The sequence below is a fragment of the Pseudomonas sp. NPDC089918 genome (genome assembly GCF_050280605.1).
In the GTDB taxonomy this organism is placed as follows: Bacteria; Pseudomonadota; Gammaproteobacteria; order Pseudomonadales; family Pseudomonadaceae; genus Aquipseudomonas.
Genome location: NZ_JBNNVP010000032.1, coordinates 1 through 25,886, shown reverse-complemented (window position 1 = coordinate 25,886; position 25,886 = coordinate 1). Strand labels below are relative to the sequence as shown.

The window sequence follows — 25,886 nt, the reverse complement described above, 5'->3', positions numbered from 1 at the left end:
AACATGAATCAGCCCTTGTCCCACCATTTGCTGACCATGGCCTATCAGAACGCCTGGGCCAATCACCGACTGGCCAAGGCCTGGCTTCAGCTAAGCCCGGCCGAACTGGCAGCGCCGCGAGTCAGTTTTTTTCCCAGCCTCAGCGCGACCCTCAATCACATTCTGACCTGTGACTGGTTCTATGTGGACGCACTGGAGCGGGAGTTGCGCGGTGACGAACCACATCCCGATTGCTACGTGTTTTTCAACGAAGACGAGCCGTTCGCCCACGGCGCCGATCTCAAGCGCGAGCAAGCCCTGGTGGACCGTCGACTGATTGCCTACTGCGAGCAACTGCGCGACGCAGACCTCGGACGGCTCGTGACCATCGCGCGCGACACCCCACAACATGACAGCCGTTTGCGCATGCTGTCCCATTTGTTCGAGCATCAGATTCATCATCGCGGGCAGGTTCACGCGATGCTCAGTGGCACCTCGGTCACGCCGCCGCAACTGGACGAGTTTTTCTGTGCCGGTGAGGCAAAACTGAGGGCTGAGGATTTTGCCGAGTTGGGATGGACCGAGGTAATGATCTGGGGCGTTTGAGAGAGAACGATCACAACAGGATCCGGTTGTCGGCACCCCGGCACTCGCGATAAGGTCGTCAGACCTTTCAGCGCGCAAGAAGCGAGCTGGGGCAACTTGTGTGATTGAGGATGGAAATGGAATCCGCAGAAATTCTTGTGCTTCAGGCCAGCTACACCAACCCGGTGCATGCCGAGGCGATTGGCCTGGTGTTGAACCATTACGCCGAAGACCCAATGGGCGGCGGTCACCCGTTACCCGCCGATAGATTGCGACAACTGCCGGGGGAACTGGCCAAACGTCCCCATGCCTTCAGCGTACTGGCGTTTGTCGGCGGCGAGCCGGCAGGGCTGGTCAACTGCTTTGAAGGTTTTTCGACCTTCGCCTGTCGGCCGCTGGTCAACGTGCATGACGTGGCAGTGGTGTCGAAGTTTCGCGGGTTGGGGCTGAGTCAGAAGATGCTGCACAAAGTCGAGGACATCGCACGCCAGCGCGGCTGCTGCAAAATCACACTGGAAGTGCTGGAAGGTAATGCAGTGGCTCAGGGGGCCTACGGCAAATTCGGTTTTTCACCAGGCATGTTCGACCCGGCGCACGGGCGGATGCTGTTCTGGATCAAGGCGCTTTAATTCGCAGTCCACTGCGTGGCAACGGGGCTTCTGTGGCGAGGAGGCTTATGTGGCGAGGGGGCTTGCCCCCGTTCGGCTGCGAAGCAGTCGTAAACCCTGTACATGCGGTTTAACTTTGAAATGCCGGGGGCGCTTCGCACCCCAACGGGGGCAAGCCCCCTCGCCACACAAGCCCCCTCCCACAGGATCCGCGCCAAAATTACTGCTGAACGACTGCCGGCGTGATAGGTGCGCCCTTGGGTTTCATCAGGCTGAAGTCGATCAACGGCCTCTGCTTACGTGCATAAGGGTCGCCGATCATCAATGGCCGAGGCTTGAAGCTGTCGCTGACCAGGCTTTTGCTGCGGTCCAGTTCATCGAAACTCAGGCCTGCCAGATCCGCCCAGGTGTGAATCAGCTGAGAACTGCTGTACGGCCGGCTCAGATCGCCAGCAAAACTCCAGTCATGGGTTTCGCGCCATTTCGGCGAAGCCCAGGCCATGAACGGAATGGTGTACATCGGCGCCGTCGGCTTGCTCTCGTTGCGGCCCAGGGTTTTATGGCCAACGGAGTCGAAGACGTCTTCGCCATGGTCTGAGAGGTACAGCAGGAAGCCGTTCGGATCAGACTTGGCGTAGTCCTTGATCAGGCTCGACACCACGAAGTCGTTGTACAGCACCGCGTTGTCATAGCTGTTGTACGTCGGCACCTGATCGTCACGCACGCCGTCCGGAACGCCTTTGCGGTCAGTGAACTTGTTGAATGTCGGCGGGTAACGGTACTGGTAGCTCATGTGCGTGCCGAGCAAATGCACGACGATCAGCTTGCGTGGTGCCGCATCGGCCAGGGCCTTGTTGAACGGCTCGATCACGTCGCCATCGTACTGGGCGGCGTTCTGGTTGCGGTTGTTGTTCAGGTACACCTGCTCGTCGGCCTGCTCGGAGAACGTTGTGAGCATGGTGTTGCGCTTGGTCATGGTCTGCTGGTTGGTGATCCAGAAAGTCTTGTAACCCGCCTGTTTCATCATGCTCACCAGGGACGGTGTGGACAGGTAAAGGTCGGGGTTCTCTTCGTCGGCGAACGTCAGTACCTGCTGCAACGCCTCGATGGTGTAAGGGCGCGGGGTGATGACGTTATCGAAGACCGCCAGTTGATCCTTGAGCTTGTCCAGCTCCGGCGTGGTTTGCCGAGGGTAGCCGTACAGGCTCATGCGCTGACGGTTGGTGGACTCGCCGATCACCAGCACCAGGGTCGCCGGCTGATTGGCCATCGAATCGGAGAGGTTCTTGAGTGGCGCAATCTTGCTGGCGCTGTCGAGCATATCTTGCATGCCGGCCAGGGTATCGAGGTAACGGTGATAGGCCACGGCCATCTGCCAAGGCACGGCGGGCTCGATGCGGGTTTCGAACTTCTCGAAGCCGCCCGCCAGGCTGCCGCTGCGTGCGGTGTGCTTGATTAGCGGGTAACCGACCACGGCCAGTAGAATCGCCGTCGCCGCGACCAATGCCTGGCCGCGTGGCAGGTACACCGGACGCAAGCGGGTCCAGAGGAAATACGCGAACGCGGTGTGGGCGAGGAATGCCGCCACCATCCACCAGGCAAAATACTGGGTCATGTACTCGCCGGCTTCAGACACGTTCGATTCGAACATGATGAAGATGACGCTCTGGGAAAATTCCTGCTGATAGATGAAGAAATAACCGAGGCTGGCCATCGAACAGGCCCACAGCACCACGCCGATCAGTGCGGCCATCACCCGTGTTTGTCTGGGGAACAGCAGCATCGGCGCGAGCCAGATGGCGCTCATCACAAAGGCCTGACGGAACCCGGAAAAACCGGAAGTACCTGTCAGTTGAATCAGCAGTTGGGTGATGCCGGAAAAATACCAGAAGAACAGAAATAACCAGAGAAATCCTGCCCAATCAAAACCTTTCGCAGACGTTTTGCTGCGTTTAAACAAAGCCATTCAGCACTCCAGCCTGATAATTACTTCGGCCGTCGGCACTCTCCTTGTCGCAGACGAACGGGCGCCGCGTGGATACCGAGCGGCCACAATGAGCCGGAGTATCAACAAGAAGGTGTGAAAACTTTGTGAGTTGCCAGAGCTGGCAGGGTTGCAGCGAGCCGGAAACAGCAGAGGCTGCTTCCGAGTCAAACGAGGGGTCAGGCGTGGGGGGCGCGTTGGGTGACGGGCAAGGGCTGAGCTTGATTGCCTTGGGTCAGCAGGCGCAATTGGGCGACTTCCCGCTTCAACTGGTCGCGCTCATCTTTCAACTGGCGCAGTTCATCGCGACGGATCGTGACGTAAAGGGTTTGTGCTGGCAGTGCTGTGTGTACGGTGCCCATTGCTCACCTCGCAAATGGCTGTCTCAACTGTAAGTTCGCTCCCGATTTCGGGTGCTCACTTACTATCGGCGCCGATTTTGATTTCTTTTGCCCCTGAAGGGAACTTTTTTATTTTTCATGGTCGTTGTGTCTTCGGTACGATTCCCGGCGTTATCAGTCTGGATCGGGCACAATGCCCGGAAACTATGTGCCAGCGCTCTGGACTAACCCTCATTAGTCGCGTTGGGCTATAACCTTTGACACACTTTATTTGTAGTAGGGAGCATCAGTACATGCAACTCGGGATTATTGGACTGGGCCGCATGGGCGGTAATATTGCGCGGCGCCTGATGCTCAACGGACATACCACCGTTGTTTACGACCGCAATAGCGCCTTTGTCGATACCCTGGCTGAAGAAGGCGCCACCGGTGTTGCCGACTTGCCAGCCCTGGTCGCTGGCCTGGCCAAACCACGCGCGGTGTGGGTCATGCTGCCCGCGGGCGCACCGACCGAAGACACCATCGACACCCTGAGTACCTTGCTTGAAGCGGGCGATACCATCATCGATGGCGGCAACACCTTCTATAAGGATGACATCCGCCGGGCCAAAACCCTGTCGGAAAAAGGCCTGCACTACATCGACGTCGGCACCTCCGGCGGCGTCTGGGGCCTGGAGCGTGGCTACTGCATGATGATTGGCGGTGATGCCGACACCGTTAAGCGTCTTGACCCGCTGTTCGAAACGCTGGCCCCGGGCATGGGCGATATCCCGCGCACCAAGGATCGCCAGTCCGATGACGATCGCGCCGAGCGCGGTTACATCCATGCAGGCCCGGCCGGTTCTGGCCATTTCGTGAAAATGATTCACAACGGCATCGAATACGGAATGATGCAGGCCTTTGCCGAAGGCTTTGACATCCTCAAGACCAAAGCCAGCACCAACCTGCCGGAAGACCAGCGTTTCGACCTGAACGTTGCCGACATCGCCGAAGTCTGGCGTCGTGGCAGCGTGGTGTCGTCCTGGCTGCTTGACCTGACCGCCGACGCACTGGCCAGCGATCCGAAGCTCGACGGCTACTCAGGCTCGGTGGCTGACAGCGGCGAGGGTCGCTGGACCATCGAAGCGGCCATGGAGCAATCGGTACCGGTACCGGTGCTGTCGAACTCGCTGTTCTCGCGCTACCGTTCGCGCGGGCAAGGCACCTTTGGCGACAAGATTCTCTCGGCCCAGCGCTTCGGCTTCGGCGGCCATGTGGAGACCCCGAAAAAATGACCCATGTGATCCGCAGGAAATCCAAGGCAGAACCCGCACCGCCTACCACGCTGTTTCTGTTCGGTGCCCATGGTGATCTGGTCAAGCGCCTGCTGATGCCGGCGCTGTACAACCTGAGTCGCGACGGTTTGCTGGGGAATGGACTGCGGATCATCGGCGTTGATCACAACGCTATCAGTGACGAAGCCTTCGCCAAAAAACTCGAAGATTTCATTCGGGAGGAAGTGGCGGCCAAGGTCGGCAAGGGCGATCAAGCCCTTGATCCGGCGTTGTGGGCCAAACTGGCCAAGCACATCAGTTATGTCCAGGGCGACTTCCTTGACGAACGCACCTACGAAGCGCTGGCGGCGAAAATCGCCGACAGCGGCACGGGCAATGCGATTTTCTATCTGGCCACCGCGCCACGCTTTTTCAGCGAAGTGGTGCGGCGTCTCGGTGCTGCCGGATTGCTGCAAGAAACCCCCGATGCCTTCAGAAGGGTGGTGATCGAAAAGCCTTTTGGCTCCGATCTGCATACCGCAGAAGCCTTGAACGCGTGCTTGCTCAAAGTGATGACGGAAAAGCAGATCTACCGGATCGATCACTATCTGGGCAAGGAAACCGTGCAGAACATACTGGTCAGCCGGTTTTCCAATAGCCTGTTCGAAGCCTTCTGGAACAACCATTACATCGACCACGTGCAAATCACCGCCGCCGAAACCGTCGGCGTGGAAACCCGTGGCAGTTTTTATGAGGTCACCGGCGCCCTGCGGGACATGGTGCCCAATCACCTGTTCCAATTATTGGCGATGGTGGCCATGGAACCGCCGGCCGCGTTTGGCGCCGATGCGGTACGCGGCGAAAAAGCCAAAGTTGTCGGCGCGATCCGCCCCTGGTCGACCGAGGAAGCGCGAGCCAACTCGGTGCGCGGCCAATACACCGCCGGCGAGATTGGTGGCGAGCCGCTGCCCGGTTATCGCCAGGAAGCCAACGTGGCGCCCGACAGCACGACCGAAACCTATGTCGCGCTCAAAGTCATGATCGACAACTGGCGCTGGGTCGGCGTGCCGTTCTACCTGCGCACCGGCAAGCGCATGAGCGCGCGCGACACCGAGATTGTCATTTGCTTCAAACCGGCGCCGTATGCGCAGTTCCGCGACACCGAGGTCGATGAGTTGCAGCCGACTTACCTGCGGATCCAGATTCAACCCAACGAAGGCATGTGGTTCGACCTGCTGGCCAAGCGGCCGGGGCCGGCGTTGAACATGGCCAATATCGAGCTGGGTTTTGCCTACAAGGATTTCTTCGAGATGCAGCCATCGACCGGCTATGAAACCCTGATCTACGACTGCCTGACCGGCGATCAGACGCTGTTCCAGCGCGCCGACAACATCGAGAACGGCTGGCGCGCCGTGCAGCCATTCCTCGATGCCTGGCAGCAGGACGCAACGGTGGAGAACTACGCGGCCGGCGAAGACGGACCCAAGATTGCTGATGAACTGCTCACCCGCGATGGTCGCGTCTGGCACAGCGTCGGATGAGTGAGATAACGCAACAGCCCATCCGTTTTCTGCTCAGCGACATGGACGGCACGTTACTGCTCCCTGATCACAGCCTCAGTCAGCGCACGATCGAAGCGGTCCGCGCCTTGCGCGAGGCTGGCGTACTGTTCAGCCTGGCCACCGGACGTCCGCCAAAAGCCATGCTGCAACAGATCGAAGCCCTGGGTGTCGATCTGCCGACGGCGGCCTTCAATGGCGGCACCCTCGTAAACCCGGACGGCAGCGTGCTGGTTGCACATCATTTGCCAGCAACGGCGGCGCTGACGGCGCTGACGCTGTTTGCCGATCAGCCGGACATTGAAGTCTGGGTGTTCAGTGGCGGCGACTGGCTGTTGAAAGATCCGTACGGCCCGATGGTCCCGCGAGAGCAGCACGGCCTGGGTTATCCGCCGGTGGTGGTCGAGAGTTTTGAGCCTTGCATGGCACGTATCGACAAAATCGTCGCCGCCAGCAGCAACACCGAACTGTTGATCGAACTGGAAGCGCAGTTGCTGTCCAAGGTTGAAGGGCAGGCGCAGGTCTCGCGTTCACAACCGATCTATCTGGACGTGACTGCGATGAAAGCCAACAAGGGCGAGGCATTGGCGACACTGGCCGAGTTTCTCGGGGTGCCATTGGAGCAGACCGCCGCCATGGGGGACGGTGGCAATGACCCGGCGATGTTTCACCGGGCCGGGTTGTCGATCGCCATGGGGCAGGCGGAAGAGGCGGTGAAGCGTCAGGCCGACGTGGTGACCGGAGCCAATACCGAAGACGGCGCGGCCCAGGCGATCGAGCAATACATCCTCCCTCGATAACGACACAAAACCAATGTGGGAGCGGGCTTGCTCGCGAAGAGGCCGTCACATTCAACATCGTTGTTGAATGACACATCGCCTTCGCGAGCAAGCCCGCTCCCACATTTGGCCGGTGTTACAGCCAGTAACTCACCGCATACCAGCCCAACACGCCCATCACCACGGTGTAAGGCAGGGCCATCCATACCATCCGCCCGTACGACAGGCGAATCAGCGGGGCAATCGCCGAGGTCAGCAGGAACAGGAACGCCGCCTGACCATTGGGCGTCGCCACGCTCGGCAGGTTGGTGCCGGTATTGATCGCAATCGCCAGGGTTTCAAACTGTTCGCGGCTCATGTGGCCGGAGAGGAACGCCTGTTTCACTTCGGTGATGTAAATGGTCGCCACGAACACATTGTCGCTAATGGCCGATAGCAAGCCATTGGCAATAAACAACATGCCCGGCTGTTGACTTGTCGGTAGAGCCAGCACCCACTGGATCAGCGGTGTGAACAGTTGCTGATCTTGAATCACTGCCACCACTGCGAAAAACACCACCAGCAGCGCCGTGAACGGCATGGCATCCTTGAAGGCGTTGCCAAGGCGATGCTCATCGGTAATGCCCGTGAATGCGGTGATCAGCACGATCACCATCAAACCGATCAAGCCGACTTCGGCGACGTGAAACGCGAGGCCGGCAATCAGAATCAGCGCTGCCGCGCCCTGAACCATCAACGCAGCGCGCTGACGTGCAGTGCGTGCGGCGTTGTCTTCGGCGGCGTAGTTGGCCAGCACCGTACGCACGTTGTCCGGCAGCAGCGTGCCATAGCCGAACCAGCGCAGTTTCTCCAGCAGCACGCAGGTCACCAGGCCCGCAGCCAGCACCGGCAACGACACTGGGGCGATCTTCAGAAAGAACTCGGCGAAGTGCCAACCCATTTCATGGCCGATCAACAGGTTCTGCGGCTCGCCAACCAGCGTGCACACACCGCCCAACGCGGTGCCGACGGCACCGTGCATCAGCAGGCTGCGCAGGAAGGCGCGGAACTGTTCGAGGTCGGCGTGATGGAGCGTGGGCAAGTGCCGGTCATCGCCGATTTCGCTGTCCTGACGCGGATCGCCGCCCGAGGCGACACGGTGATACACCGAATAGAAACCCACCGCCGCACTGATAATCACCGCAGTCACGGTCAACGCATCGAGAAACGCCGAGAGAAACGCGGACAGGAAACAGAACATTAACGCCAGCAGGGCCTTGGAGCGAACCCCCAACAACAAGCGCGAGAAGAGAAACAGCAGCAGGTCTTTCATGAAATAGATGCCTGCCACCATAAACATCAGCAGCAAGATCACCGGGAAGTTGTGCACCAGCTCATCATAGAGCGCCTGGGGCGTGGTCATTTTCAGCAGCAATGCTTCGACCAGTAGCAACCCGCCAGGCATCAACGGATAACACTTGAGCGCCATGGCCAGGGTGAAAATAAACTCCAGCACCAATAACCAGCCGGCCGCCACCGGACCGACTGTCCACAACACCAGAGCGTTGAGAATCAGGAAGCCGACAATGCTCGCCTTGTACCAACGAGGTGAGTGCCCGAGAAAATTATGCGCGAAGGCCTGGGCCATTGAACCAGACATCGGCTACTCCTTGTTTTAAGAAGCGCGCAAGTTGCCGTAAGAACAACAGAAGATCAAGTGTGGAAAATGACGTTGGCCTAACACCGATAACGCGCGACGACCGCGCGGCAGTTACCGTCCAGTGAATAGCCGCCTATGACAATGCAACCGTTGGCCTGAATGGCCAATGAAGTAGCAGTATGCGAACCGCGACTCAGGTGTGTGCGACACCAGCCGATGCCCTTGGCAAAACTGCGATCCAGCTGCCCACTGGGTAAATATCGGGCAAAAACGAGATCAGCTTCGACCCCGCCGACCGTCCCTCCGACTGTCAGCACTCGCCCGTCCGGCTGAACCCCGGCGGCGGTCCAGTGGCAGTCGCTGCGGTCGACTCCCAATAGCTTTGGCTGGCCACCGTTGCAATGAATATCCGGCCGGCCATTACTGTGAACTTTCAGAGAAAGGCAGAGCATCGGGTCGCGACTGCTGCCAAAGCAATGCAAGTCACCGTTTTCATGCTGGACGATCCGGCAGACCCGAGCGCTGTGCTCGCGTGCCTTGAAGGTCATGAAACCATCCACGGCGAAGCGGTCGTCCAGCCGGCCATCCGGGTGATAACGCGCCAGCAGACCTTCCTCGGGAACATTGATTGTTCCGCTCACCAGGATCCGGCCATCGCGCTGCACCATCAAGCTGCAGAGCCAGGTGTTCATTAACAGGTGCCGGACCATGACGAAGCCACGGCCGTTGAAACTATCGTCCAGCGAACCGTCGGCATTGAGTCGTATCAGCATGCCGGCGTGATCGGCCAGGTCGAAGTGATGATTGGCCAGCAGCAGGATTCGACCGTCGTCCTGCACGCAGACATCACAGGCTTCAGTGCCAGGCATGCCGCGCGGTAACCAGGCGTCGCGAGCGCCCCGGGAAAGATCACCCGGCAGGCGCACCACGCAGTATCCATTGTCGCCAAAACCCTGGACCGGGCAGCCTTGCTGATCGAACATCGCCAGGGCAGGCAGCGTACGGTGAGCATTTTCGTAATGCAGGCCGGCCACCAGAATGTGCCCGTCGGCCAACACCCGCACCTTGCCGGCCATGGCCTCGAAGCCGTGGGCGAACTGCCCGCTGATGCTGCCTTGTTTGCCGAATGCCAGATCCGCCGAACCATCTGCAAGCAGGCGGGCCAGGCCGAAGCGATGGCCGCCCGGCGTACCGACTTTTGCCGCCACCAGCAACCGGCCGACAGGGTCAATCGCAATGTCATTGGCCATGCTGGAGAGACTGCCGGAAAAATACACTTGAGTCTTGCCGGTGCCAGCGAAACTCGCATCGAGCCGTTCGGCGCCATTCACGGTTGCAGGTAAGGCAAAAGCAGTCTGGGGTGACATGCATGCATCTCCTTGCCAGTCGTCCTGATCCGGGTGCCCGGAAGGTGACTGCCTGAGCAAAACATTCAATCCCTGAATGACTCGGCGCACAACTGTTTTCATGGGCCGGAGGGGGGGCGTTTTGTGCCAGAACAGTGTCTTTTCGAACCACTGAAAAGCCTGCCAAGTAATCCGGCGGCTAGAAGTTGAAACAGGTGAGTGGTGTCGCGCAGCTGACTGTAGAAAATCGTCAACTAAGAGGAAGTGGGGGCGCGGATTACCGAGCGGTAATCCGCGAAAATAATTAGTGCGGCATGGACCATGATTGCAGCTTGTAACCTTCCTGGCTCAACTCGGCACGGGCTTCTTCCAGCACGTGTTCGAGTTGCTCTGGATCGGAATAGGCGCTGCTTGGAATTTGTTTGCGGCTGATGCGCGTGTTGGTGCGATCAATGATGGCCAGGCTTAGTTCGCTACCGTCTTGTAGAGCCCAGGCCACGCATTGAAAGGGTTGGAATGCGCTGTCGGCAATCAAAAGTGCTTCGTTGATACGGAGCGGGGCGTTCATGGGATCTTCTCTCTATATGCCCAAACAAGTGATGTGCCGTCGGTTGGGCTTACCGTTCGGCTGGTTACTTGTACTGATGTCCGCAACCGGGGTTTAGGTCACACACAATCGAAAGAAATTTTAACTTTCTTTGATTGATTCGATATTCAGGCCACTTCTGAAAGCTGAATGAAAGGTTTAACCCGTTAGGCAACTAACCAACTGACTTCTTATAACTAATAAGCAAACAACCCTATAAGCAATCGATACAAGCTCGCGTCAAAATCTTGCTAGTGTTACATCGAAGCCCGCCAAATGACTGTTTTTACTAATATTTCCTAAATTTGGCGTCAAGGAACAGTCATGATCGAAGCGCCTGCCTTACGACGTCTTTTAGTAGTGGATCCTTGCGACGACTGCCACCGCTTGTTGCCGGGTTTACGCGCCGTTGGATGGGATGTTGACAGCTGTACCCTGGAAAACGCCACTGAACGAACTTGCGATGTCGGCCTGTTGCGTTTGCAGCCCTTTCATCTGGAGCGCCCGGAAGCCGTCAAGGAATTGATCACCCGTAGCGGTACCGAGTGGATTGCGGTGCTTAATCAAGAAGTCTTGCGATTGCAAAATGTCGGGGACTTCGTCTGCGAATGGTTTTTTGACTTCCATACCCTGCCGTTCGATGTCTCTCGGGTTCAAGTCACCCTGGGGCGCGCGTTCGGCATGGCGCGCCTGCGCGGCCAGGGCCCGGTTCATATCGATGAGCCTGAACATGAACTGCTCGGCGACAGCAAACCGATTCGCGAACTGCGCAAACTGCTGAGCAAACTGGCACCCACCGAATCTCCGGTGCTGATTCGCGGCGAAAGCGGGACCGGCAAGGAGTTGGTCGCCCGCACCCTGCATCGACAATCCCAGCGTCACAGCAAACCGTTCGTGGCGATCAACTGCGGCGCGATCCCCGAACACTTGATCCAGTCCGAACTGTTTGGCCACGAGAAGGGCGCCTTTACCGGCGCTCATCAGCGCAAGGTCGGGCGGATCGAGGCGGCTAACGGCGGAACGCTGTTTCTCGATGAAATCGGTGATTTGCCCCTGGAACTGCAAGCCAATCTGCTGCGCTTCCTGCAGGAAAAACACATTGAGCGTGTAGGGGGCCACCAGCCTATTCCGGTGGATGTGCGGGTATTGGCGGCAACGCACGTCGACCTTGAAGCGGCCATCGAGAAGAAACTCTTTCGCGAAGATCTGTATTACCGCTTGAACGTCCTGCAAGTCATTACCGTGCCGCTGCGTGAGCGCCATGGCGATCTCTCGATGCTGGCCAACCACTTTTCCCATTTCTACAGCCAGGAAACCGGCCGTCGCCCACGCAGCTTCAGTGAGGACGCGCTGATCGCCATGGGCAAACACGACTGGCCGGGCAATGTCCGCGAGCTAGCCAACCGGGTACGGCGCGGGCTGGTTCTGGCCGAAGGACGGCAGATCGAGGCGCGAGACCTGGGGTTGCTCAGTCAACACGCCACCGCTTCGCCGATGGGCACCCTTGAAGACTACAAGACCCGCGCCGAGCGTCAGGCGTTGTGCGATGTGTTGAACCGGCACAGCGATAACCTGAGTGTCGCCGCCAGAGTTCTGGGGGTGTCACGGCCGACTTTTTACCGATTGCTGCATAAGCACCAAATCCGCTAGGGCGGGTGAAACGAAAAGGCCCGCTGCGACTTCCGTCGCAGCGGGCCTTTTCCATGGGGGGGAAACGGTTAGAAGTAGTACGGGAATTTCAGGCTGAAGGAAAAGTCTGGCGAGTCGTCGGTCAGGCCGATGGCCAGGTTGGGAACGATCGTCAGGTTATCGGTTGCGGCCAGGGTCATGCCGATGTTGAAGTTGGCCGAGTTGTAATCGCTGTTGGAAATCGATTGCCAGTCGCCACCGTCCGGCTTGATCTTGCTCTTGCTGGCGAACTGATCGGTGAACGAAAACGACATACTCATCTTCTCGTTCAAGGCGAATGCAATGCCGGCGCCGACCTGCCAGGAATCGCCCAGTTTTACGTCCCCGGGCACCTTGGAGTTGACCTGAGGGCTGATGTCGCTGAAAGAGTCTTCCATGTTGTAGGTGTAGGCCAGGCTGCCGAACAGCACGGCCGGGTCGAAGCTCTTGACCAGCGAGAGGCCCGGGGTGATCGACCAGACACCATTGCCGGTCGGCAAGTCCTCGGGTACCGAGAGGTTATCGTTGTTCGGGTCATTGACCAGCTTGATGCCGTAAGGGTCCTTACCGGTCGGCGCCTTGACGCGCAACGTAAAGACTGCGTCGGGCAGATTGGCCGACTCATCCAGAAACTTGTAGGCAACGCCAACGTTCACATCGCCGATGGTCGGGTCGCGGGTCACGGTAGCGTCCGACGTCACCGGGCCTGCGCCACCGGCACCACCGGAGGAATACGTTGATTCGCGATAAACCACGGGGACGTTGATGTCGAACTGCCAACGTTGGGCCACGTTGTAGCGGGCGGTCAGGTCCAGGGTCCAGTTATCCGCCTTGATGCGGTCGAGGTTGATGTTACCGAGGAAAATCGCGTCCAGTGCCAGGAAGCCGTTGAGCACCAATGCACGGGTATCGTAGTGGGTGTAGGTCAGCCCGGTTTCGACGCTGAACTTGCCGCCACCGAAGAAGCCGCTGGCTTCGTCATACAGGTTGGAAACGCTTTGCGCAGGCTCCGAATCATCCTTGAGCGACTGGCCGTATGAACTGCCTGTGGTTCCCGGCGCACCGGCAGCCACCGTCTGGCCACTCCTGGGCGTTTCGGCGGGGGATTTGGTCAGGCGTTTGGGAGCGGGTGTCGCAGGTGTTTCTTCGACTTGGCGAACGCGTTGCTCGAGTACCATCAGCGCGTTCTGTTGTGCTTCGTACCGCTGTTTCAACTCCATGAGTTCTTGTTTTAGTGCTTCAACCTGGGGGTCCGTTGCTGCGTGCAGCAGTGTGACCGGGGCCAGGCTACTCAAACAAACGATTGCTCTAAACGTCAACGATCGGTGCATGGGTTAGCCGTCCCTTCTGACTACATCGGGTGACACTGAGCGTAGATCAGAATCCGAGAGTGCGAAGACCTCTTAGCTGGTCCAGGTTGCCGTTCAGCGACCCGGCTGTTGCGTTGTCACGCAGCACGACATTGAAGGATGTGAGGTTGTTGACCTGGTTGCCACCGCCGAGCAACGTCGTATTCTGCATCAGCCCACCCTGGGCCAGGCGTTGTACGGTACTGCCCTGGTTGTTGTTGGCGACGATGTTGAATTGCACACCGGTACCGGTCGAGGAAACGCTCAGCGAACCCGCGCCATTGGCGCCGACCAACGTCGAGCCTGCGGCCAATGCCTGGCCCTGCTGTTGCGTTGCTGGCGCTTGGCTAGCCTTGGTGACGTTGATATCCACGTTGTTGTAGGCAGTGTTATGGTCGCCGGCAGCACGCACGACTTGAGTGACGCCTTCGGTGCTGTTGAGCCCGTTGCCGCCAATGACGGTGCCGGTGCCTTGCGAACTCGTTGCGCCATTACCTTTTTCATTGATCATCGATACATAGAACTGTGGCTTGATGGTCGATTGTTGAATTTGCATCGAGGACGTTGCCCCGATCACTTCACCGTTGGCATTTTGCCAAGTGCTGGTCATGACAATGCCGAAACTGATGATCCGCCCCGGCATGACATAGCGGCCTCGCAGGGTCGCCAATTCCTGATCCTTCAGTTCAATGGGTTTGAACGTCTGTGCCTGGGTCGGCAGGCTGGCGGCCAGGCAAACCATGGCTAGCCAGAGTGGAGTCTTCATTGGATGCTCCCGGAGCGTCGTGCTCCTTGTCATTAGAAGAAGTCGCTTTGGATGAATCCGAAATCCATCAACTCTGCGTCTCGCACCGGGGTGAAGGTGTTGATGCGGTTCTTGGCAGTCAGTGGCAAGGGCGGGTCGAGCAACGCATTGGTTTTGTCGTAGCCCTGACCGATCACGGCAAAGATGATGCCGTTCCAGCCTTTTACAAAGTCGTCGACTTTGTAGCGTTTATGACCGAGTACCGGGTCTCCGATATAGACCCAGCCCTCATGGACTTTTTGCATGACCACAAAATGTTTGTAGCCACGGATATCCAGGAGTACCACAACCGGAATTCTGATTTCGCTCAACGTTTGCGGCGCTACCCGGTAGCCACGGGCCCGCATGCCGATACTTTCCACGTAACGCTTCATGTCGAGCATGGAGAAGCCCTGGACGCGGACAAGATCTTGATCGGAGTGTGCCAGCATGCCTTCGATGATCTGTTCTTCATTCACGTCCAGCCAATAGGCCTGGCGCAATATGGTTGCCAGCGCAGCTGCGCCGCAACTGAAGTCGGTTTTCTGTTGCACCAGGTCGGCAAATTTACGCTCGCGCATGCTCTGGATCGGCTTATACACCACCGCGCCGCCCGGCAGGACGGAAAGCGGCATTTGTGCAGCCGCGACCACACCGCCCACGCAAAGGATCACACTGGCCACGCAAAGCAAAAATGCCACGACGATAATGCGCATGTAAGGACGCCTTCTGGTTGTGTTGAAACAGGCCCCCGTGAGGGGGCCTCCAGAGACAGCAATTAGAACGAGTTGTTGGAAATGGCCAACGAGTTGCTTTGTTGGTTGCCCACACCTGCAGCCACGTTGACGCCCAGGTTGCCACTGCCGCCATTCACCGAACCGTTCAGGGTTGCGGTGTTGGTCACAGGGTTGGCCCAGCCAGTTGGAGTCAGCACTTGATAGGAATAGGTGTTGCTCAAATCAAAAGAACTGCTCTCGCTGTAGCTTTTCGATTTGTCGTACGAAGATTCGGACTCTTTACTGCCCGATTTTTCGAACGAGGAGGCGGACGATCTCTCCCACGATTTATCGAACGATCTTTCGAACGAGGAATCGCTCGATCTTTCGCGCGATGCGTCGAAATTTGCATCGATCGATGCGTCAACCGATGCGTCGACAGTCCTGGTGCGGGTGCGATCGCCATTGCCATTGTTCCAGGTAACCGTTCTGGTGGCATTCGCAGACGCGTCCAAAGCAGCACTCAAAGAAGCACTGCGGCTGGAACTGCTGTCCGAGCTTCTGAAGCCGCTCGCATCGGAGCTTCTGGAACCACTCGCATCAGCGCTCCTGGAACCACTCACATCGAAGCTCGAAGAAGCGCTTTTATCAACGCTCAAATCGGAAGACTTATCGCGAGAGGAGCTACCGCTGGCCGTTCTGGTAAATGTGAACGTATCCTGGCGGTACGTCCGATCGGCGTTGTTATTTACGACCAGGCCAGGACCCTGTTGATCGGCAGAGGCGGTGGCTGTTGCGTTACCGAGCGGGGCATTGGTGTTGGCAATGGCCATGGTGTTTTTCTGTTGGTTGAGGTCGCCGCCAGCAATGTTGATACCCATATTGCCGCTGCCGCCATTCCCCGATCCGTTCATCACGGCAGAGGCTGTGCTGCCGAAGTTGTTGACCCTGTTGTTGTTGCTGTATTGCGTGACGTCGGCGGTGGCTTCGGCAGTGCCGAACACGAAGCTGTTGTCCTGACTGGAGTTTGAGGCAGCATTGGCGATGGCGGACGCGTTGTCTTGTTGGTTGCCACTACCTGCCGCCACGTTGACGCCGACGTTACCGCTGGCGCCTGTGGCAGAGCTGTTCATCTCGGCTTCGTTGACCGTCCCCTCGTTACGGATGCGGTTGCCGGTACTGCTCTGGTTATCCCACGCATTGGCCGTCGCATAGACAGGGATCTTTGTTGGAGGAGGGGGTTTATGACCATGGTGGTGGTCATTGTCACGCCAATCGTTCGCTTGTACAGCAACAGCCATGACCGCAGCAATTGCGAAAACCAGAGGCTTGAGTGCCATCGAAGGTTTCATGGTGATTCTCCGTACTTATTTTAGGTTAAGTGTTGTTTCTACCTGTTTGGATCAATCCGTGACCCGTACGCTCAGGGTGTTGGCCATTCGGTTTCCCACCCCGGAGCTCTGATTCAACTGGATCACCCCACGGCTACCGGTGAAGGCCTGATCGCTGGTAGCGACCTGGCGATTGCCTGGTGCAGAGTCAGTTGGATCGGAGTTGTTGATCAGCGTCACGTTCTGCTGCATGAGGACGCTGTCGTCGATACTTTGCGGTTGTGTACTGATACTTATCCGCAGGGCATTGGCTTGCTGGTTGCTGGCGCCCGCGCTCTGGTTGACGCCCAGTACACCGTTGCCGTGGCTGAAGGAGTCGCCTTGAATGCTGGATCGAGCATCGATCCTGGGGTCGACCTGCGTACGCAGTCGTTGGCGAATCTGTGTGGTGGCGCTGGCGTTGTTGCCAATGGCGATGGCCCGGGCGTTGGCCTGTTGCTGCTGATCGCCCGCCGCCTGGTTGACCGAGAGGTTGCCTTGGTGCTGCATGCCCGAACCGTCGATTTCAGCGTTATTGATGATGGGAGGCTGGGCAAAGGTCGATGCACTGCAAAACATGGCCACCATCAGCAGCGTACGATTCATCTCAACGGTCTCCCGTTACAACTCTCAGAGCACCCAGACCTTGCTGGACATTTGAATTGACCATGTTGGCAATACCGTTGCCCGAGTTTCCCGAACGTCCAGCGGGGAGGTTGGAAAGCTGGGTCTGGTTGGTGATATTGCCGCCCAGGTTGTTGTTGGTGCCTTGAGTGACCAGGCGGGAGATACCGGCACCACTGGCGACGTTGGCGAAGTCGCCGTCGCTCAACTCGTTCGTTTGCCTGAGGACTTGTCTGGACGGGTTGGCATTGGCGGTCGTGGGGCTAGGGTCGGGAATCACCGGTGCACGCGTTGCCATGCGCGGTTGGACATCACGTTTGATAATAATGATGCCGTTGTCAGCCTGTACGGGCAGGCTGACACTTGAGCCCAGTACACATCCGATCAGTAGGAGGCTAAAGATGCTGTTATCAAATGTCCCCACGGCGGCAATTCCTTCTTTGTTGTGGGCTGGTCCCGGTCAGCGTTGTGAAGGAGTGAGCGAAAGCTGTGCCGGTTTTTGATTATTGTTTTGATTCATAGGGTTATCGATCAACGCTAGTGGATCGATGAAAGGGTGTTTCAGGTCTGAGACAACCGCCGGGACGGCAATATTGATAAGAGATCGCAATAGCACTGGATCCAAGCTTTGTGCAGGATGTATCAGCGCTCTAACACATCGCATGACAAGAAGATGACCAGCGTTGAAACAGGCTGTTCGAGAGGGAGGGGGTGTTTCAGAAACGGACGCATTTGCAAAAATACTGCAACAAATGGACTGGAGGAGAGTGCCAGCCAGTCAAGCGCAATCCCTGTGGGAGCGAGCCTGCTCGCGATAGCGGTCTGACCGTCAACATAGATGTTGAATGTGATGGCCCAATCGCGAGCAGGCTCGCTCCCACAGGTCCCTCCGAAATAGAGAGGTCAGCGCCCGAGCAGCAGCGTGACGGCTTGCAATGCCTGAAGCCGGCGTTCGGCCCAATTGCCCTGAAGCACTTGAACAGGCTGTCGATGCTGCACCAGCCATGCCTGAGTCGCGTTGAAAAAAGCCCGGCGTTCCTCCAGCCCGGGCTGACAGCGCTGACCGTCATCGGTCCAATCGACTTGTTCGGGAGACAGCAGCAAGTGCAAGTCATAGTGCCGAGCCAGCAGTGCTTGCTCGAGCCAGGCCGGGCAATCGCCAAACAGGGTTTCGCTCCAGAGCATATTGCTCAACAAGTGAGTATCGAGAATCAGCAACGACGGCCCAAGGGCGCGAGCTTCGTCTTCCCATTGCAGCTGACCGCGAGCGATTTCTGGGATATCGGCCGGGCACGTGTCGCGCGCCTTCTGCTCAATGAACCAGCGCACGTATTCGCCCACCAAAGCACCGCCGAATTGCTGTTGCAGTTCGGCGGCCAGCCAGCTCTTGCCACTGGATTCAGGCCCCGTCAGTACCAGAACTTTCATGTACGCAACGCCGGGTCGACGCGCCATGTCCGCCAGCCGTGCACCGCCAGCAGTGCGAACACCCCATAGAGGCCGGCGGTCAGGTACAGCGCTTTATAGATGAACAGGCCAACAAAGATGATGTCCAGTGCGATCCACAGCGGCCAGCATTGCAAACGTTTTTGCGCCATCCATAACTGCGCCACCAGGCTGAAGCCGGTCAGTGCCGCATCGAGCCAGGGCTGCGCGGCATCGGTCCAGTGGGCCATCGCGGCGCCCAGCAGCAAACTGCCGACTGCGCCGACGGCCAGTCCGAGCGCAATGGATTTGCCATCGAGCAGGCTGACATGCCGCTTGCCATGAGTTGCGGTCCCCTGGGTCCACTGCCACCAGCCGTAGATCTGCAAACCGGCGTAGATCACTTGCAGCAGCATGTCCGAATACAGCTTCACTTCGAAAAAGATCCAGCTATACAGCAGCACCATGACCAGACCGATCGGCCAGCACCAGGGGTTCTGTTTGACCGTCAACCAGACGGCAATCACGCCGAGGGCGGCAGCAAACAGTTCAAGCCCGGACATGGAGGTTCCTTGGTGTCGTGAAAATGAGGGGGAGCGAATTGTACCCGGAAAAATCGCGTCATCGTTCATCGCGAGCAGGCTCGCTCCCACAGGAGATCTTTAGAGGACACAGGTTTTGTGTTCGACAACGATCCAATGTGGGAGCGAGCCTGCTCGCGATGGGGGCGACTGGTGTTCCGGGCTGGCCGGGCCAGTTGCCCCTACTGAATTGATCAGACCCGAAACTGCTTCAGTAACCCGTTCAACTGCTCGCTCAACTCTTTGAGATGAACGCTGGCCACGCTCGACTGCTCGGCCGCCAGTGCCGTGCTGTGGGACAAGCCTGCGGCCTGGGTCACGTTCTGGTTGATGTCTTCCACCACGTGGGCCTGTTGCAAGGTCGCGCTGGCAATCGAAGCGTTCAACCCATTGAGATTGCGCAAGGCCTGGCCGATGGCATTCAGGCTGGCGCCGGCCAGGCCGGCCTGCTCGATGGTCAGTTGCGAGGCACGGCTGCTGTCGCCAATCACCTTGACCGCCGCTTCCGAATGGCTTTGCAGGCGTTCGATCATCGACTGGATTTCCGCCGTCGATTTTTGAGTACGCTGGGCCAACAGGCGCACTTCATCGGCGACCACCGCAAACCCGCGACCTTGCTCGCCGGCTCGGGCGGCTTCGATGGCTGCGTTGAGGGCCAGCAAGTTGGTTTGCTCGGCGATGGAGCGGATCACTTCCAGAACGCTGCCGATTTGCGTGCTTTCGGCGGCCAGCGTACGAATCACTTCAACGGCTTGATCGATGGTCGCAGACAGCTTGTCGATCTGCTGCAAGCTGCCATCGATATTGACCTGTCCCTGCTGCGCCTCAGACTCGGCATTGCGCATTTCACTGGCCGCGTGTTCGGCGTTTTTGGCCACATCCTGCACGCCGTAGGTCACTTCGTTGATCGCGGTCGCCACCAGTTCCATCTGTTGCGACTGCTGCTGGCTGCGTTGCTGGGCTTGCGCGGCATCGTTGCCCAGTTCGCTGGAAGACTGGCCGAGCGCGCCGGCGGACACCTGCAACTGACTGATCACCAGGCGCAGTTTCGCGGTGAAGGCGTTGAAGTGCCGGGCCAGTTGCGTGACTTCGTCCTGACCGTGGGTATCGAGGCTGCGGGTCAGGTCGCTTTCACCGCTGGCAATGTTGGCCATGGCGTTCACGGTTTCCTGGAGCGGACGCACGATGCTGCGGGCAATCATGATCACCAGCAGGGCCATGATCAGCGCAATGACCAGACCCACAAAAGAGGCCTTCCAGACTTGGGCATAAAACTCGGCCTGCATGTCATCGATGTACACGCCGGAACCGATCACCCAACCCCAGGGCTCGAACAGTTTCACGTAGGAGGTTTTTTCCACCGGCGCGCTGGCGCCCGGTTTCGGCCAGCGGTAATCGACCATGCCGGCACCCTTGGCCTTGGCGATGGCGACCATCTCGTTGAACAGCGCGAAACCGTCGGGGTCGCGGATCGTCGAGAGATTCTGACCTTCAAGTTTCGGATTGGTCGGGTGCATGACCATGACGGGCGTCAGGTCGTTGATCCAGAAATAATCGTTCTGGTCGTAGCGCAAACCGCGCACGGCGGTCAGTGCCTGTTTTTGCGCGGCATCGCGGGTGAGGGTGCCGGCAGTTTCCAGGCCGTGATAGTAGGTGAGGATCCCGCTGGCGGTCTGCACCACGTGCTGGGTCTTTTGGGCCTTGGCCTGATAGAGGTCGTCGTGAATCTGCTTGAGCATCAACACGCCCAACGTCAATAGCATCACCACGGCCACGATCAAGATGAGCCACAAGCGTCGGCTGATCGACACACTGCGCAAGCTGTTCATAACGCGGTTACTCCGGTTTCTTGTTCTTGTAATAAACGATCGCCAGCATCCAATCACACTTTGCCGATCGGGCCTATCCGACTCAGGTCCTATTACGCGGCAGCGTAAACGAGGCTTGTCTGATAGGATTTCGGCCCCGCGCGGGAAAACCTGAGCCCAAGTCTTTTTTCACGCAATTTTTACCGTTTTGCGTGGATCTTGTGCGCGCGGGGATTCAGCTAAGGTTGATCGCAGTTAACGCTTATAAATTATTAACGGAGCATGCCTGGGGGCATTGTTTCTTGGGGGATTGATGGATCTTTGGACGGCCTTTCAGGCATTGATTTTAGGCGTGGTAGAAGGGCTGACGGAGTTCTTGCCCATTTCCAGTACCGGGCACCAGATTATTGTGGCGGACTTGCTCAATTTCGGCGGCGAGCGGGCCATGGCTTTTAATATCATCATTCAGCTCGGCGCGATCCTGGCGGTGGTCTGGCAGTTTCGCCGCAAGATCTTCGACGTGGTCATTGGCTTGCCGACGCAGCCCAGCGCTCGGCGTTTTACCGCGAACCTGTTGATCGCTTTCCTGCCGGCGGTGGTGTTGGGGGTGATTTTCGCCGACTTGATTCACGAGTACCTGTTTAACCCGATTACCGTGGCTACCGCATTGGTCGTGGGCGGGGTCGTGATGTTGTGGGCCGAACGTCGTCAGCATGAGGTGCATGCTGAAAGCGTCGATGACATTACCTGGAAAGACGCTCTCAAAGTCGGCTTCGCCCAGTGCCTGGCGATGATCCCCGGGACTTCGCGTTCCGGCTCGACGATCATTGGCGGCTTGCTGTTCGGGTTGTCGCGCAAAACGGCCACCGAATTCTCGTTCTTCCTCGCCATGCCAACCATGGTCGGGGCGGCGGTGTACTCGGGCTACAAATACCGCAACCTGTTCGTGCCGGCTGATTTTCCGGTATTTGCCATTGGCTTCATCACCGCCTTCATCTTTGCGATGATCGCCGTTCGGGCCCTGCTGATATTCATTGCCAGCCACAGCTACGCGGCATTCGCCTGGTATCGCATTGCGTTCGGTCTGGTGATCCTGGCCACCTGGCAATTCGGCTGGGTCGACTGGACAGCGGTCAAGCCATGAGCGATTCCAGTGCGCGCAACAATAACCCCGGGCGCAAGTCCGGGGGCGCCATGCAGAACCTGCGGCTGAAACTGCTGGTGTTCGTTGTGCTGTGCGCAGTGCCGTTGTTTGGCTCGGTGTCGATGTGGCTGCGCGGGGTGTCGGTGATTCCCCTGGCGGCCTACGGCATCGTCAGCGTGCTGGCGTTTTTCCTGTACTGGAGCGACAAGCACAAGGCCCGCGCCGACCGTTGGCGCACGCCGGAGAACGTCTTGCACGCGGTGGAGCTGGCGGGTGGTTGGCCGGGCGCTTTGCTGGCCCAGCAAGCGTTTCGGCACAAGACCCGCAAAGTCTCGTTTCAGTTGGTGTTCTGGCTCATCGTGCTGATGCATCAAGTGTTCTGGATCGATCAGCTGTTTCTGGGCGCTAACCTGTTTGCATTGCTTTAAAGCACTTTAAAGCAGCAAGCCGACCTGCGTGCGCTTGGGCAACTTGCTCACCACCAATTGGTGGGAACGTTGCAGCAAGCCTTGCAGTTCTTCGGTGCCCAGCGGGTAGGGCGTTTCCATGATGACCCACTGGGCCCGGGCCAGATACGGTGCCGGGTGAATGCCCGGGCGGTCGCAATGGCCCAGGAACAGGTCCTTGTCGACCTTGAAAGCCAGGGACTGTCCCCGCAGGTTCTGCAAGGCAAACATCTTGTTCCCCGCAATCGAAAACACCCGCACGCCACCCCACTTGTAATCCTCCCGCGCGCCGGGCAACGCCAGGCAGTATTGCGCGACATCCTCTTCGCTCATTCGTCCCGCTTTCATAACAGTCTGTCCCCGCAAACATTGAATGATTCGATCAAATGGTCGATCCAGGCGCGCACCGCCGGCATCACCCCGCGTCGATGAGGGTAGACGGCTTGCAGCCAGCCGCCCGGCAATGACCAGTCGGGCAATAGTTGCACCAGCGAACCGTTTTCCAGCTCTTGCTCGCAATACATCATGGGCAGCATGGTAAAGCCCTGGCCGCTGAGTGTGCAGGCTTTACGCACGATGAAATCTTCGCAGCCCAATCGCGCCTCGAGGCTCAGGTCGTAGCTTTTGCCCTGTTGATCAAGCATGCGGATGTGCACCATGCGATCGGCCTCCAGAGCGCCGAGCACGGGCAAATTTTTCAGGTCTTCGGGGTGATTGATTTCATGGCCGAGCAAAAATGCCGGGCTGGCAACCATCAGCATCTGGGCCTGACGCAGGCGACGGGTCACCAGCAATGGATCTTCATCACCCAGATCCCGCACTCTCAAGGCAACGTCGATGCCCTCGTTGATCAAGTCAACCCGACGATTGAGCAGCATGACTTCCAGTTGAACCTGGGGGAATTTCTCCAGGAAGTTACTGATCACCCCAGGCAGCATCTGATGGGCCAACCCTACGGGGCAGGACACTCGCAAGCGCCCCCGGGGTTCGCTGGACATGCTGGCCACCGCTTCGTCGGCCATTTCGGCCTCCAGCAGCATCGCCTGACAATGGCGCAAGTAGCGCTCGCCCACGGCGGTGAGGTTGAGTTGGCGGGTTGTGCGTTGCAGCAGGCGCGCGCCGAGGCGTTCTTCCAGCTCAGCAATGCGTCGCGACAATCGCGACTTGGGAATCCCCAGCAAACGCCCGGCTGCAGCAAAGCCACCGGCTTCGACCACTTTGGCGAAATAGTAGAGGTCGTTGAGGTCTTGCATCGATTTAATACTCGACTGTTCTATCAGTGGGACGAACTATCGCATTGTTACCGACTAATCAGCCATTGCTTTCGTCGGTAGGATTGTCTCCATCAGATCGCCCGGTGGCGATCCTCACCTTGGAGATCCCACATGAAATTACTGCATATCGATTCGAGCATTCTGGGTGACAACTCGGCTTCCCGTCAGCTGAGCGGCGAAGTCGTCAAAACCTGGCAAGCTGCCGAGCCTGGCGTTGTGGTGACTTACCGCGACCTGGCCGCCGATGCCATCAGCCATTTTTCCGCCACCACCCTGGTTGCCGCCGGCACTGCCGCAGAGCTGCGCAACGCCGCGCAACAGCACGAAGCCGATCTGAGCGCGCAGGCCCTGGCCGAATTCATCGCCGCCGATGCCGTGGTGATTGCCGCGCCGATGTACAACTTCACCATCCCGACCCAACTCAAGGCCTGGATCGACCGCATCGCCGTGGCCGGCCAGACTTTCCGCTACACCGAAGCCGGCCCTGAAGGCCTATGCGGCGGCAAGAAAGTAGTCATCGTTTCGACGTCCGGCGGTTTGCACGTTGGTCAACCAACCGGCACTGCTCACGAAGACTACTTGAAGGTGTTGTTCGGTTTCCTCGGCATCACCGACATCGAGTTCGTCCGCGCCCATGGCCTGGCCTACGGTGATGAAGTGCGCACCAAAGCCATGAGCGACGCTCAGGCGCACATCAGCGAGCAACTGTTCGCCGCTGCGTAAGGCTTGCGTAAAGTCGTAAACAGCTCGGGCAATACCCTTGAAACTCTGTATTCTGGTCATCGTGATGGCCAGGTACGGAGTTTTTTGTTTCTGGCGGTGATCAGTTTCTGGCCCAGGTTATGCACCCGAGGCTTTACATCTGCGGTCAGGTAACAAGGTGGGGCATCCCATGGTGCGTCTTTGTGCAACGCTACTGATTTGCCTGTTCGGCAGCCTGAATTCAGTGCATGCCGCGCCTGCGCCGCACCCTCACTGGAGCGTCGGCTTCCATGAAATGACGTTCCTCGATCCGCTGGACCTGCAGCCGATGCGTGCCATCGCCTTTTACCCGTCCAGTGAAAAGGAACATTCCAGCACGCTCGAGGGCTACACGGTCGAAGCGGGTGAAGACACCAAAGTCGCCATCGGACGTTTCCCGATGCTGATGCTGTCCCACGGCAACACCGGAACCCCGCTGGCCCTGCACGACCTCGCCACCTCATTGGCGCGCAAGGGCTTTGTGGTGGTGGCGGTGATCCATCCCGGCGACAACTCCAAAGACCATAGCCGCCTCGGCACCTTGAGCAACCTTTATGGTCGGCCGATCCAGATATCCGAAGCCATTACCGCGACACTCAGCGACCGGATGCTCGCGCCCTTCGTCAATGCCGAACAGGTCGGGGTGATTGGCTATTCGGCGGGCGGTGAGACTGCACTGATTCTGTCTGGTGCCACCCCGGATCTGGATCGTCTGCGCCGTTATTGCCAGGAGCGCCCGGATGATCACGATGCCTGCAATACGCAAGGCGAACTGATCGTCGACCGCGATGATTTGCAGCCAGTGGCGGACCCGCGCGTGCATGCCTTGTTACTGATGGCACCGCTGAGTCTGAAGTTCGGCCGCCATACCTTGGCCGACGTGCATGTGCCGGTGCTGCTTTACAGCGGTGATGGCGACAAATTGGTGGCGTTCGACAAAAACGCCGCAGCGCTTGCGCGCAAACTGCCAACCGCACCGGATTTCAAATTGCTGGCCGGGGCAGGGCACTTCGTATTCCTGGCGCCATGCAACGAAGAACAGATCGCCGCCATGCCGGCGCTGTGTACCGATGCCGACGGCGTCGACCGCAAGGACATTCACCGCAACATGATTTCCGAAGCCGGACGGTTCTTCGCCCATGCCCTGGGCAAACCCACTCGCGCCGGGATGCAGACAGCCGATCAATAATGTGGGAGCGAGCCTGTGGCGAGGGGGCTTGCCCCCGTTTGAGTGCGTAGCACTCACAAAATTTTTGGTACATCAGAGATTTGGGGACTGCTTCGCAGCCCAACGGGG

At 58.4% G+C, this 25,886-nt stretch carries 26 protein-coding genes; 10 read left to right on the top strand and 16 right to left on the bottom strand.

The features are described from left to right. The first annotated feature begins 3 nt into the window (after positions 1 to 3). Both ACQKPC_RS21240 and ACQKPC_RS21235 read left to right on the top strand, forming a co-directional pair. The gene (locus tag ACQKPC_RS21240; protein WP_427626149.1) at positions 4 to 585 is read left to right on the top strand and encodes a DinB family protein; all 582 of its coding nucleotides are present in this window, start codon (positions 4 to 6) and stop codon (positions 583 to 585) included. A 116-nt stretch (positions 586 to 701) separates the two neighbouring features. Beyond that, complete coding sequence (locus ACQKPC_RS21235) at positions 702 to 1,193, top strand: GNAT family N-acetyltransferase (protein ID WP_427626148.1); 492 nt, start codon at positions 702 to 704, stop codon at positions 1,191 to 1,193. A gap of 199 nt (positions 1,194 to 1,392) precedes the next feature. Here ACQKPC_RS21235 and ACQKPC_RS21230 read toward each other — a convergent pair whose 3' ends face one another. Both ACQKPC_RS21230 and ACQKPC_RS21225 read right to left on the bottom strand, forming a co-directional pair. Continuing rightward, positions 1,393 to 3,138, bottom strand: a complete 1,746-nt coding sequence (locus tag ACQKPC_RS21230; protein WP_427626147.1) for a phosphoethanolamine transferase CptA — start codon at positions 3,136 to 3,138, stop codon at positions 1,393 to 1,395. A 197-nt stretch (positions 3,139 to 3,335) separates the two neighbouring features. Next, positions 3,336 to 3,518: a DUF6026 family protein gene (locus tag ACQKPC_RS21225; RefSeq protein WP_008069248.1), complete on the bottom strand. Its 183-nt coding sequence runs from the start codon at positions 3,516 to 3,518 to the stop codon at positions 3,336 to 3,338. A gap of 272 nt (positions 3,519 to 3,790) precedes the next feature. On the opposite strand from ACQKPC_RS21225, the gene gnd reads away from it, so the two are divergent. Genes gnd through ACQKPC_RS21210 form a run of 3 tightly spaced genes read left to right on the top strand, consistent with a single transcriptional unit; the run spans position 3,791 to position 7,109 of the window. Then, positions 3,791 to 4,771, top strand: coding sequence for a phosphogluconate dehydrogenase (NAD(+)-dependent, decarboxylating) (gene gnd / locus ACQKPC_RS21220; RefSeq protein ID WP_123496772.1), 981 nt, complete (start codon positions 3,791 to 3,793; stop codon positions 4,769 to 4,771). Next, the gene (zwf, locus tag ACQKPC_RS21215) at positions 4,768 to 6,291 is read left to right on the top strand and encodes a glucose-6-phosphate dehydrogenase (protein ID WP_427626146.1); all 1,524 of its coding nucleotides are present in this window, start codon (positions 4,768 to 4,770) and stop codon (positions 6,289 to 6,291) included. Before gnd ends, zwf begins: the two co-directional genes overlap by 4 nt. Continuing rightward, positions 6,288 to 7,109 carry a Cof-type HAD-IIB family hydrolase gene (locus ACQKPC_RS21210; RefSeq protein WP_427626145.1) on the top strand — a complete coding sequence of 274 codons (822 nt, stop codon included), beginning with the start codon at positions 6,288 to 6,290 and terminating at the stop codon, positions 7,107 to 7,109. The genes zwf and ACQKPC_RS21210 overlap by 4 nt, the downstream gene beginning before the upstream one ends. Positions 7,110 to 7,224: 115 nt before the next feature. On the opposite strand, the gene nhaB is transcribed toward ACQKPC_RS21210, so the two are convergent. The 3 genes from nhaB to ACQKPC_RS21195 all read right to left on the bottom strand — a co-directional run bounded on the left by nhaB (position 7,225) and on the right by ACQKPC_RS21195 (position 10,641). Then, entirely contained in the window at positions 7,225 to 8,727 is a 1,503-nt protein-coding gene (nhaB, locus tag ACQKPC_RS21205) for a sodium/proton antiporter NhaB (RefSeq protein WP_427626144.1), read from the bottom strand. Between the two features lie 77 nt (positions 8,728 to 8,804). Then, positions 8,805 to 10,094 (bottom strand): hypothetical protein, encoded by a 1,290-nt coding sequence (locus ACQKPC_RS21200; RefSeq protein ID WP_427626143.1) that lies wholly within the window; start codon positions 10,092 to 10,094, stop codon positions 8,805 to 8,807. Positions 10,095 to 10,377: 283 nt separating this feature from the next. Continuing rightward, a complete protein-coding gene (locus tag ACQKPC_RS21195) occupies positions 10,378 to 10,641 on the bottom strand; it encodes a hypothetical protein (RefSeq protein WP_427626142.1) in 264 nt (87 codons plus the stop codon). Positions 10,642 to 10,983: 342 nt separating this feature from the next. On the opposite strand from ACQKPC_RS21195, the gene ACQKPC_RS21190 reads away from it, so the two are divergent. Next, a complete protein-coding gene (locus ACQKPC_RS21190; RefSeq protein ID WP_427626141.1) occupies positions 10,984 to 12,309 on the top strand; it encodes a sigma 54-interacting transcriptional regulator in 1,326 nt (441 codons plus the stop codon). 68 nt (positions 12,310 to 12,377) lie between these two features. Here the strand turns inward: ACQKPC_RS21190 and ACQKPC_RS21185 are convergent, their stop codons facing one another. From ACQKPC_RS21185 to ACQKPC_RS21145, 9 genes are all read right to left on the bottom strand, one after another. Continuing rightward, entirely contained in the window at positions 12,378 to 13,658 is a 1,281-nt protein-coding gene (locus ACQKPC_RS21185; RefSeq protein WP_427626140.1) for a hypothetical protein, read from the bottom strand. A gap of 46 nt (positions 13,659 to 13,704) precedes the next feature. Beyond that, on the bottom strand, positions 13,705 to 14,442 hold the full coding sequence (locus ACQKPC_RS21180; RefSeq protein ID WP_427626139.1) for a hypothetical protein: 738 nt from the start codon (positions 14,440 to 14,442) through the stop codon (positions 13,705 to 13,707). Positions 14,443 to 14,474: 32 nt separating this feature from the next. Then, positions 14,475 to 15,176: a C39 family peptidase gene (locus tag ACQKPC_RS21175; protein ID WP_427626138.1), complete on the bottom strand. Its 702-nt coding sequence runs from the start codon at positions 15,174 to 15,176 to the stop codon at positions 14,475 to 14,477. Between the two features lie 62 nt (positions 15,177 to 15,238). Then, complete coding sequence (locus tag ACQKPC_RS21170) at positions 15,239 to 16,528, bottom strand: heme utilization protein (protein WP_427626137.1); 1,290 nt, start codon at positions 16,526 to 16,528, stop codon at positions 15,239 to 15,241. A gap of 51 nt (positions 16,529 to 16,579) precedes the next feature. Continuing rightward, complete coding sequence (locus tag ACQKPC_RS21165; RefSeq protein WP_427626136.1) at positions 16,580 to 17,152, bottom strand: adhesin; 573 nt, start codon at positions 17,150 to 17,152, stop codon at positions 16,580 to 16,582. Position 17,153: 1 nt separating this feature from the next. Continuing rightward, positions 17,154 to 17,594, bottom strand: coding sequence for a hypothetical protein (locus ACQKPC_RS21160; RefSeq protein ID WP_427626135.1), 441 nt, complete (start codon positions 17,592 to 17,594; stop codon positions 17,154 to 17,156). Positions 17,595 to 18,073: 479 nt separating this feature from the next. Next, the gene (locus ACQKPC_RS21155) at positions 18,074 to 18,598 is read right to left on the bottom strand and encodes an AAA family ATPase (RefSeq protein WP_427626134.1); all 525 of its coding nucleotides are present in this window, start codon (positions 18,596 to 18,598) and stop codon (positions 18,074 to 18,076) included. Then, positions 18,595 to 19,158 carry a nicotinamide riboside transporter PnuC gene (gene pnuC / locus ACQKPC_RS21150; RefSeq protein WP_427626133.1) on the bottom strand — a complete coding sequence of 188 codons (564 nt, stop codon included), beginning with the start codon at positions 19,156 to 19,158 and terminating at the stop codon, positions 18,595 to 18,597. The genes ACQKPC_RS21155 and pnuC overlap by 4 nt, the downstream gene beginning before the upstream one ends. 212 nt (positions 19,159 to 19,370) lie before the next feature. Beyond that, on the bottom strand, positions 19,371 to 21,005 hold the full coding sequence (locus ACQKPC_RS21145) for a methyl-accepting chemotaxis protein (protein WP_427626132.1): 1,635 nt from the start codon (positions 21,003 to 21,005) through the stop codon (positions 19,371 to 19,373). 292 nt (positions 21,006 to 21,297) lie between these two features. Here ACQKPC_RS21145 and ACQKPC_RS21140 point away from each other — a divergent pair, with 292 nt between their 5' ends. Continuing rightward, positions 21,298 to 22,128: an undecaprenyl-diphosphate phosphatase gene (locus ACQKPC_RS21140; RefSeq protein WP_427626131.1), complete on the top strand. Its 831-nt coding sequence runs from the start codon at positions 21,298 to 21,300 to the stop codon at positions 22,126 to 22,128. Then, positions 22,125 to 22,556, top strand: coding sequence for a DUF1294 domain-containing protein (locus ACQKPC_RS21135; protein ID WP_427626130.1), 432 nt, complete (start codon positions 22,125 to 22,127; stop codon positions 22,554 to 22,556). Before ACQKPC_RS21140 ends, ACQKPC_RS21135 begins: the two co-directional genes overlap by 4 nt. A 6-nt stretch (positions 22,557 to 22,562) precedes the next feature. On the opposite strand, the gene ACQKPC_RS21130 is transcribed toward ACQKPC_RS21135, so the two are convergent. Together ACQKPC_RS21130 and ACQKPC_RS21125 are read right to left on the bottom strand one after the other, a co-directional pair. Then, positions 22,563 to 22,922 carry an MmcQ/YjbR family DNA-binding protein gene (locus ACQKPC_RS21130; RefSeq protein WP_008069285.1) on the bottom strand — a complete coding sequence of 120 codons (360 nt, stop codon included), beginning with the start codon at positions 22,920 to 22,922 and terminating at the stop codon, positions 22,563 to 22,565. After that, positions 22,919 to 23,827, bottom strand: coding sequence for a LysR substrate-binding domain-containing protein (locus tag ACQKPC_RS21125; protein WP_427626129.1), 909 nt, complete (start codon positions 23,825 to 23,827; stop codon positions 22,919 to 22,921). The genes ACQKPC_RS21130 and ACQKPC_RS21125 overlap by 4 nt, the downstream gene beginning before the upstream one ends. 132 nt (positions 23,828 to 23,959) lie before the next feature. On the opposite strand from ACQKPC_RS21125, the gene ACQKPC_RS21120 reads away from it, so the two are divergent. Further along, positions 23,960 to 24,571, top strand: coding sequence for an FMN-dependent NADH-azoreductase (locus ACQKPC_RS21120; protein WP_427626128.1), 612 nt, complete (start codon positions 23,960 to 23,962; stop codon positions 24,569 to 24,571). Positions 24,572 to 24,740: 169 nt separating this feature from the next. Beyond that, a complete protein-coding gene (locus ACQKPC_RS21115) occupies positions 24,741 to 25,778 on the top strand; it encodes an alpha/beta hydrolase family protein (protein WP_427626127.1) in 1,038 nt (345 codons plus the stop codon). The last annotated feature ends 108 nt before the right edge of the window (positions 25,779 to 25,886 follow it).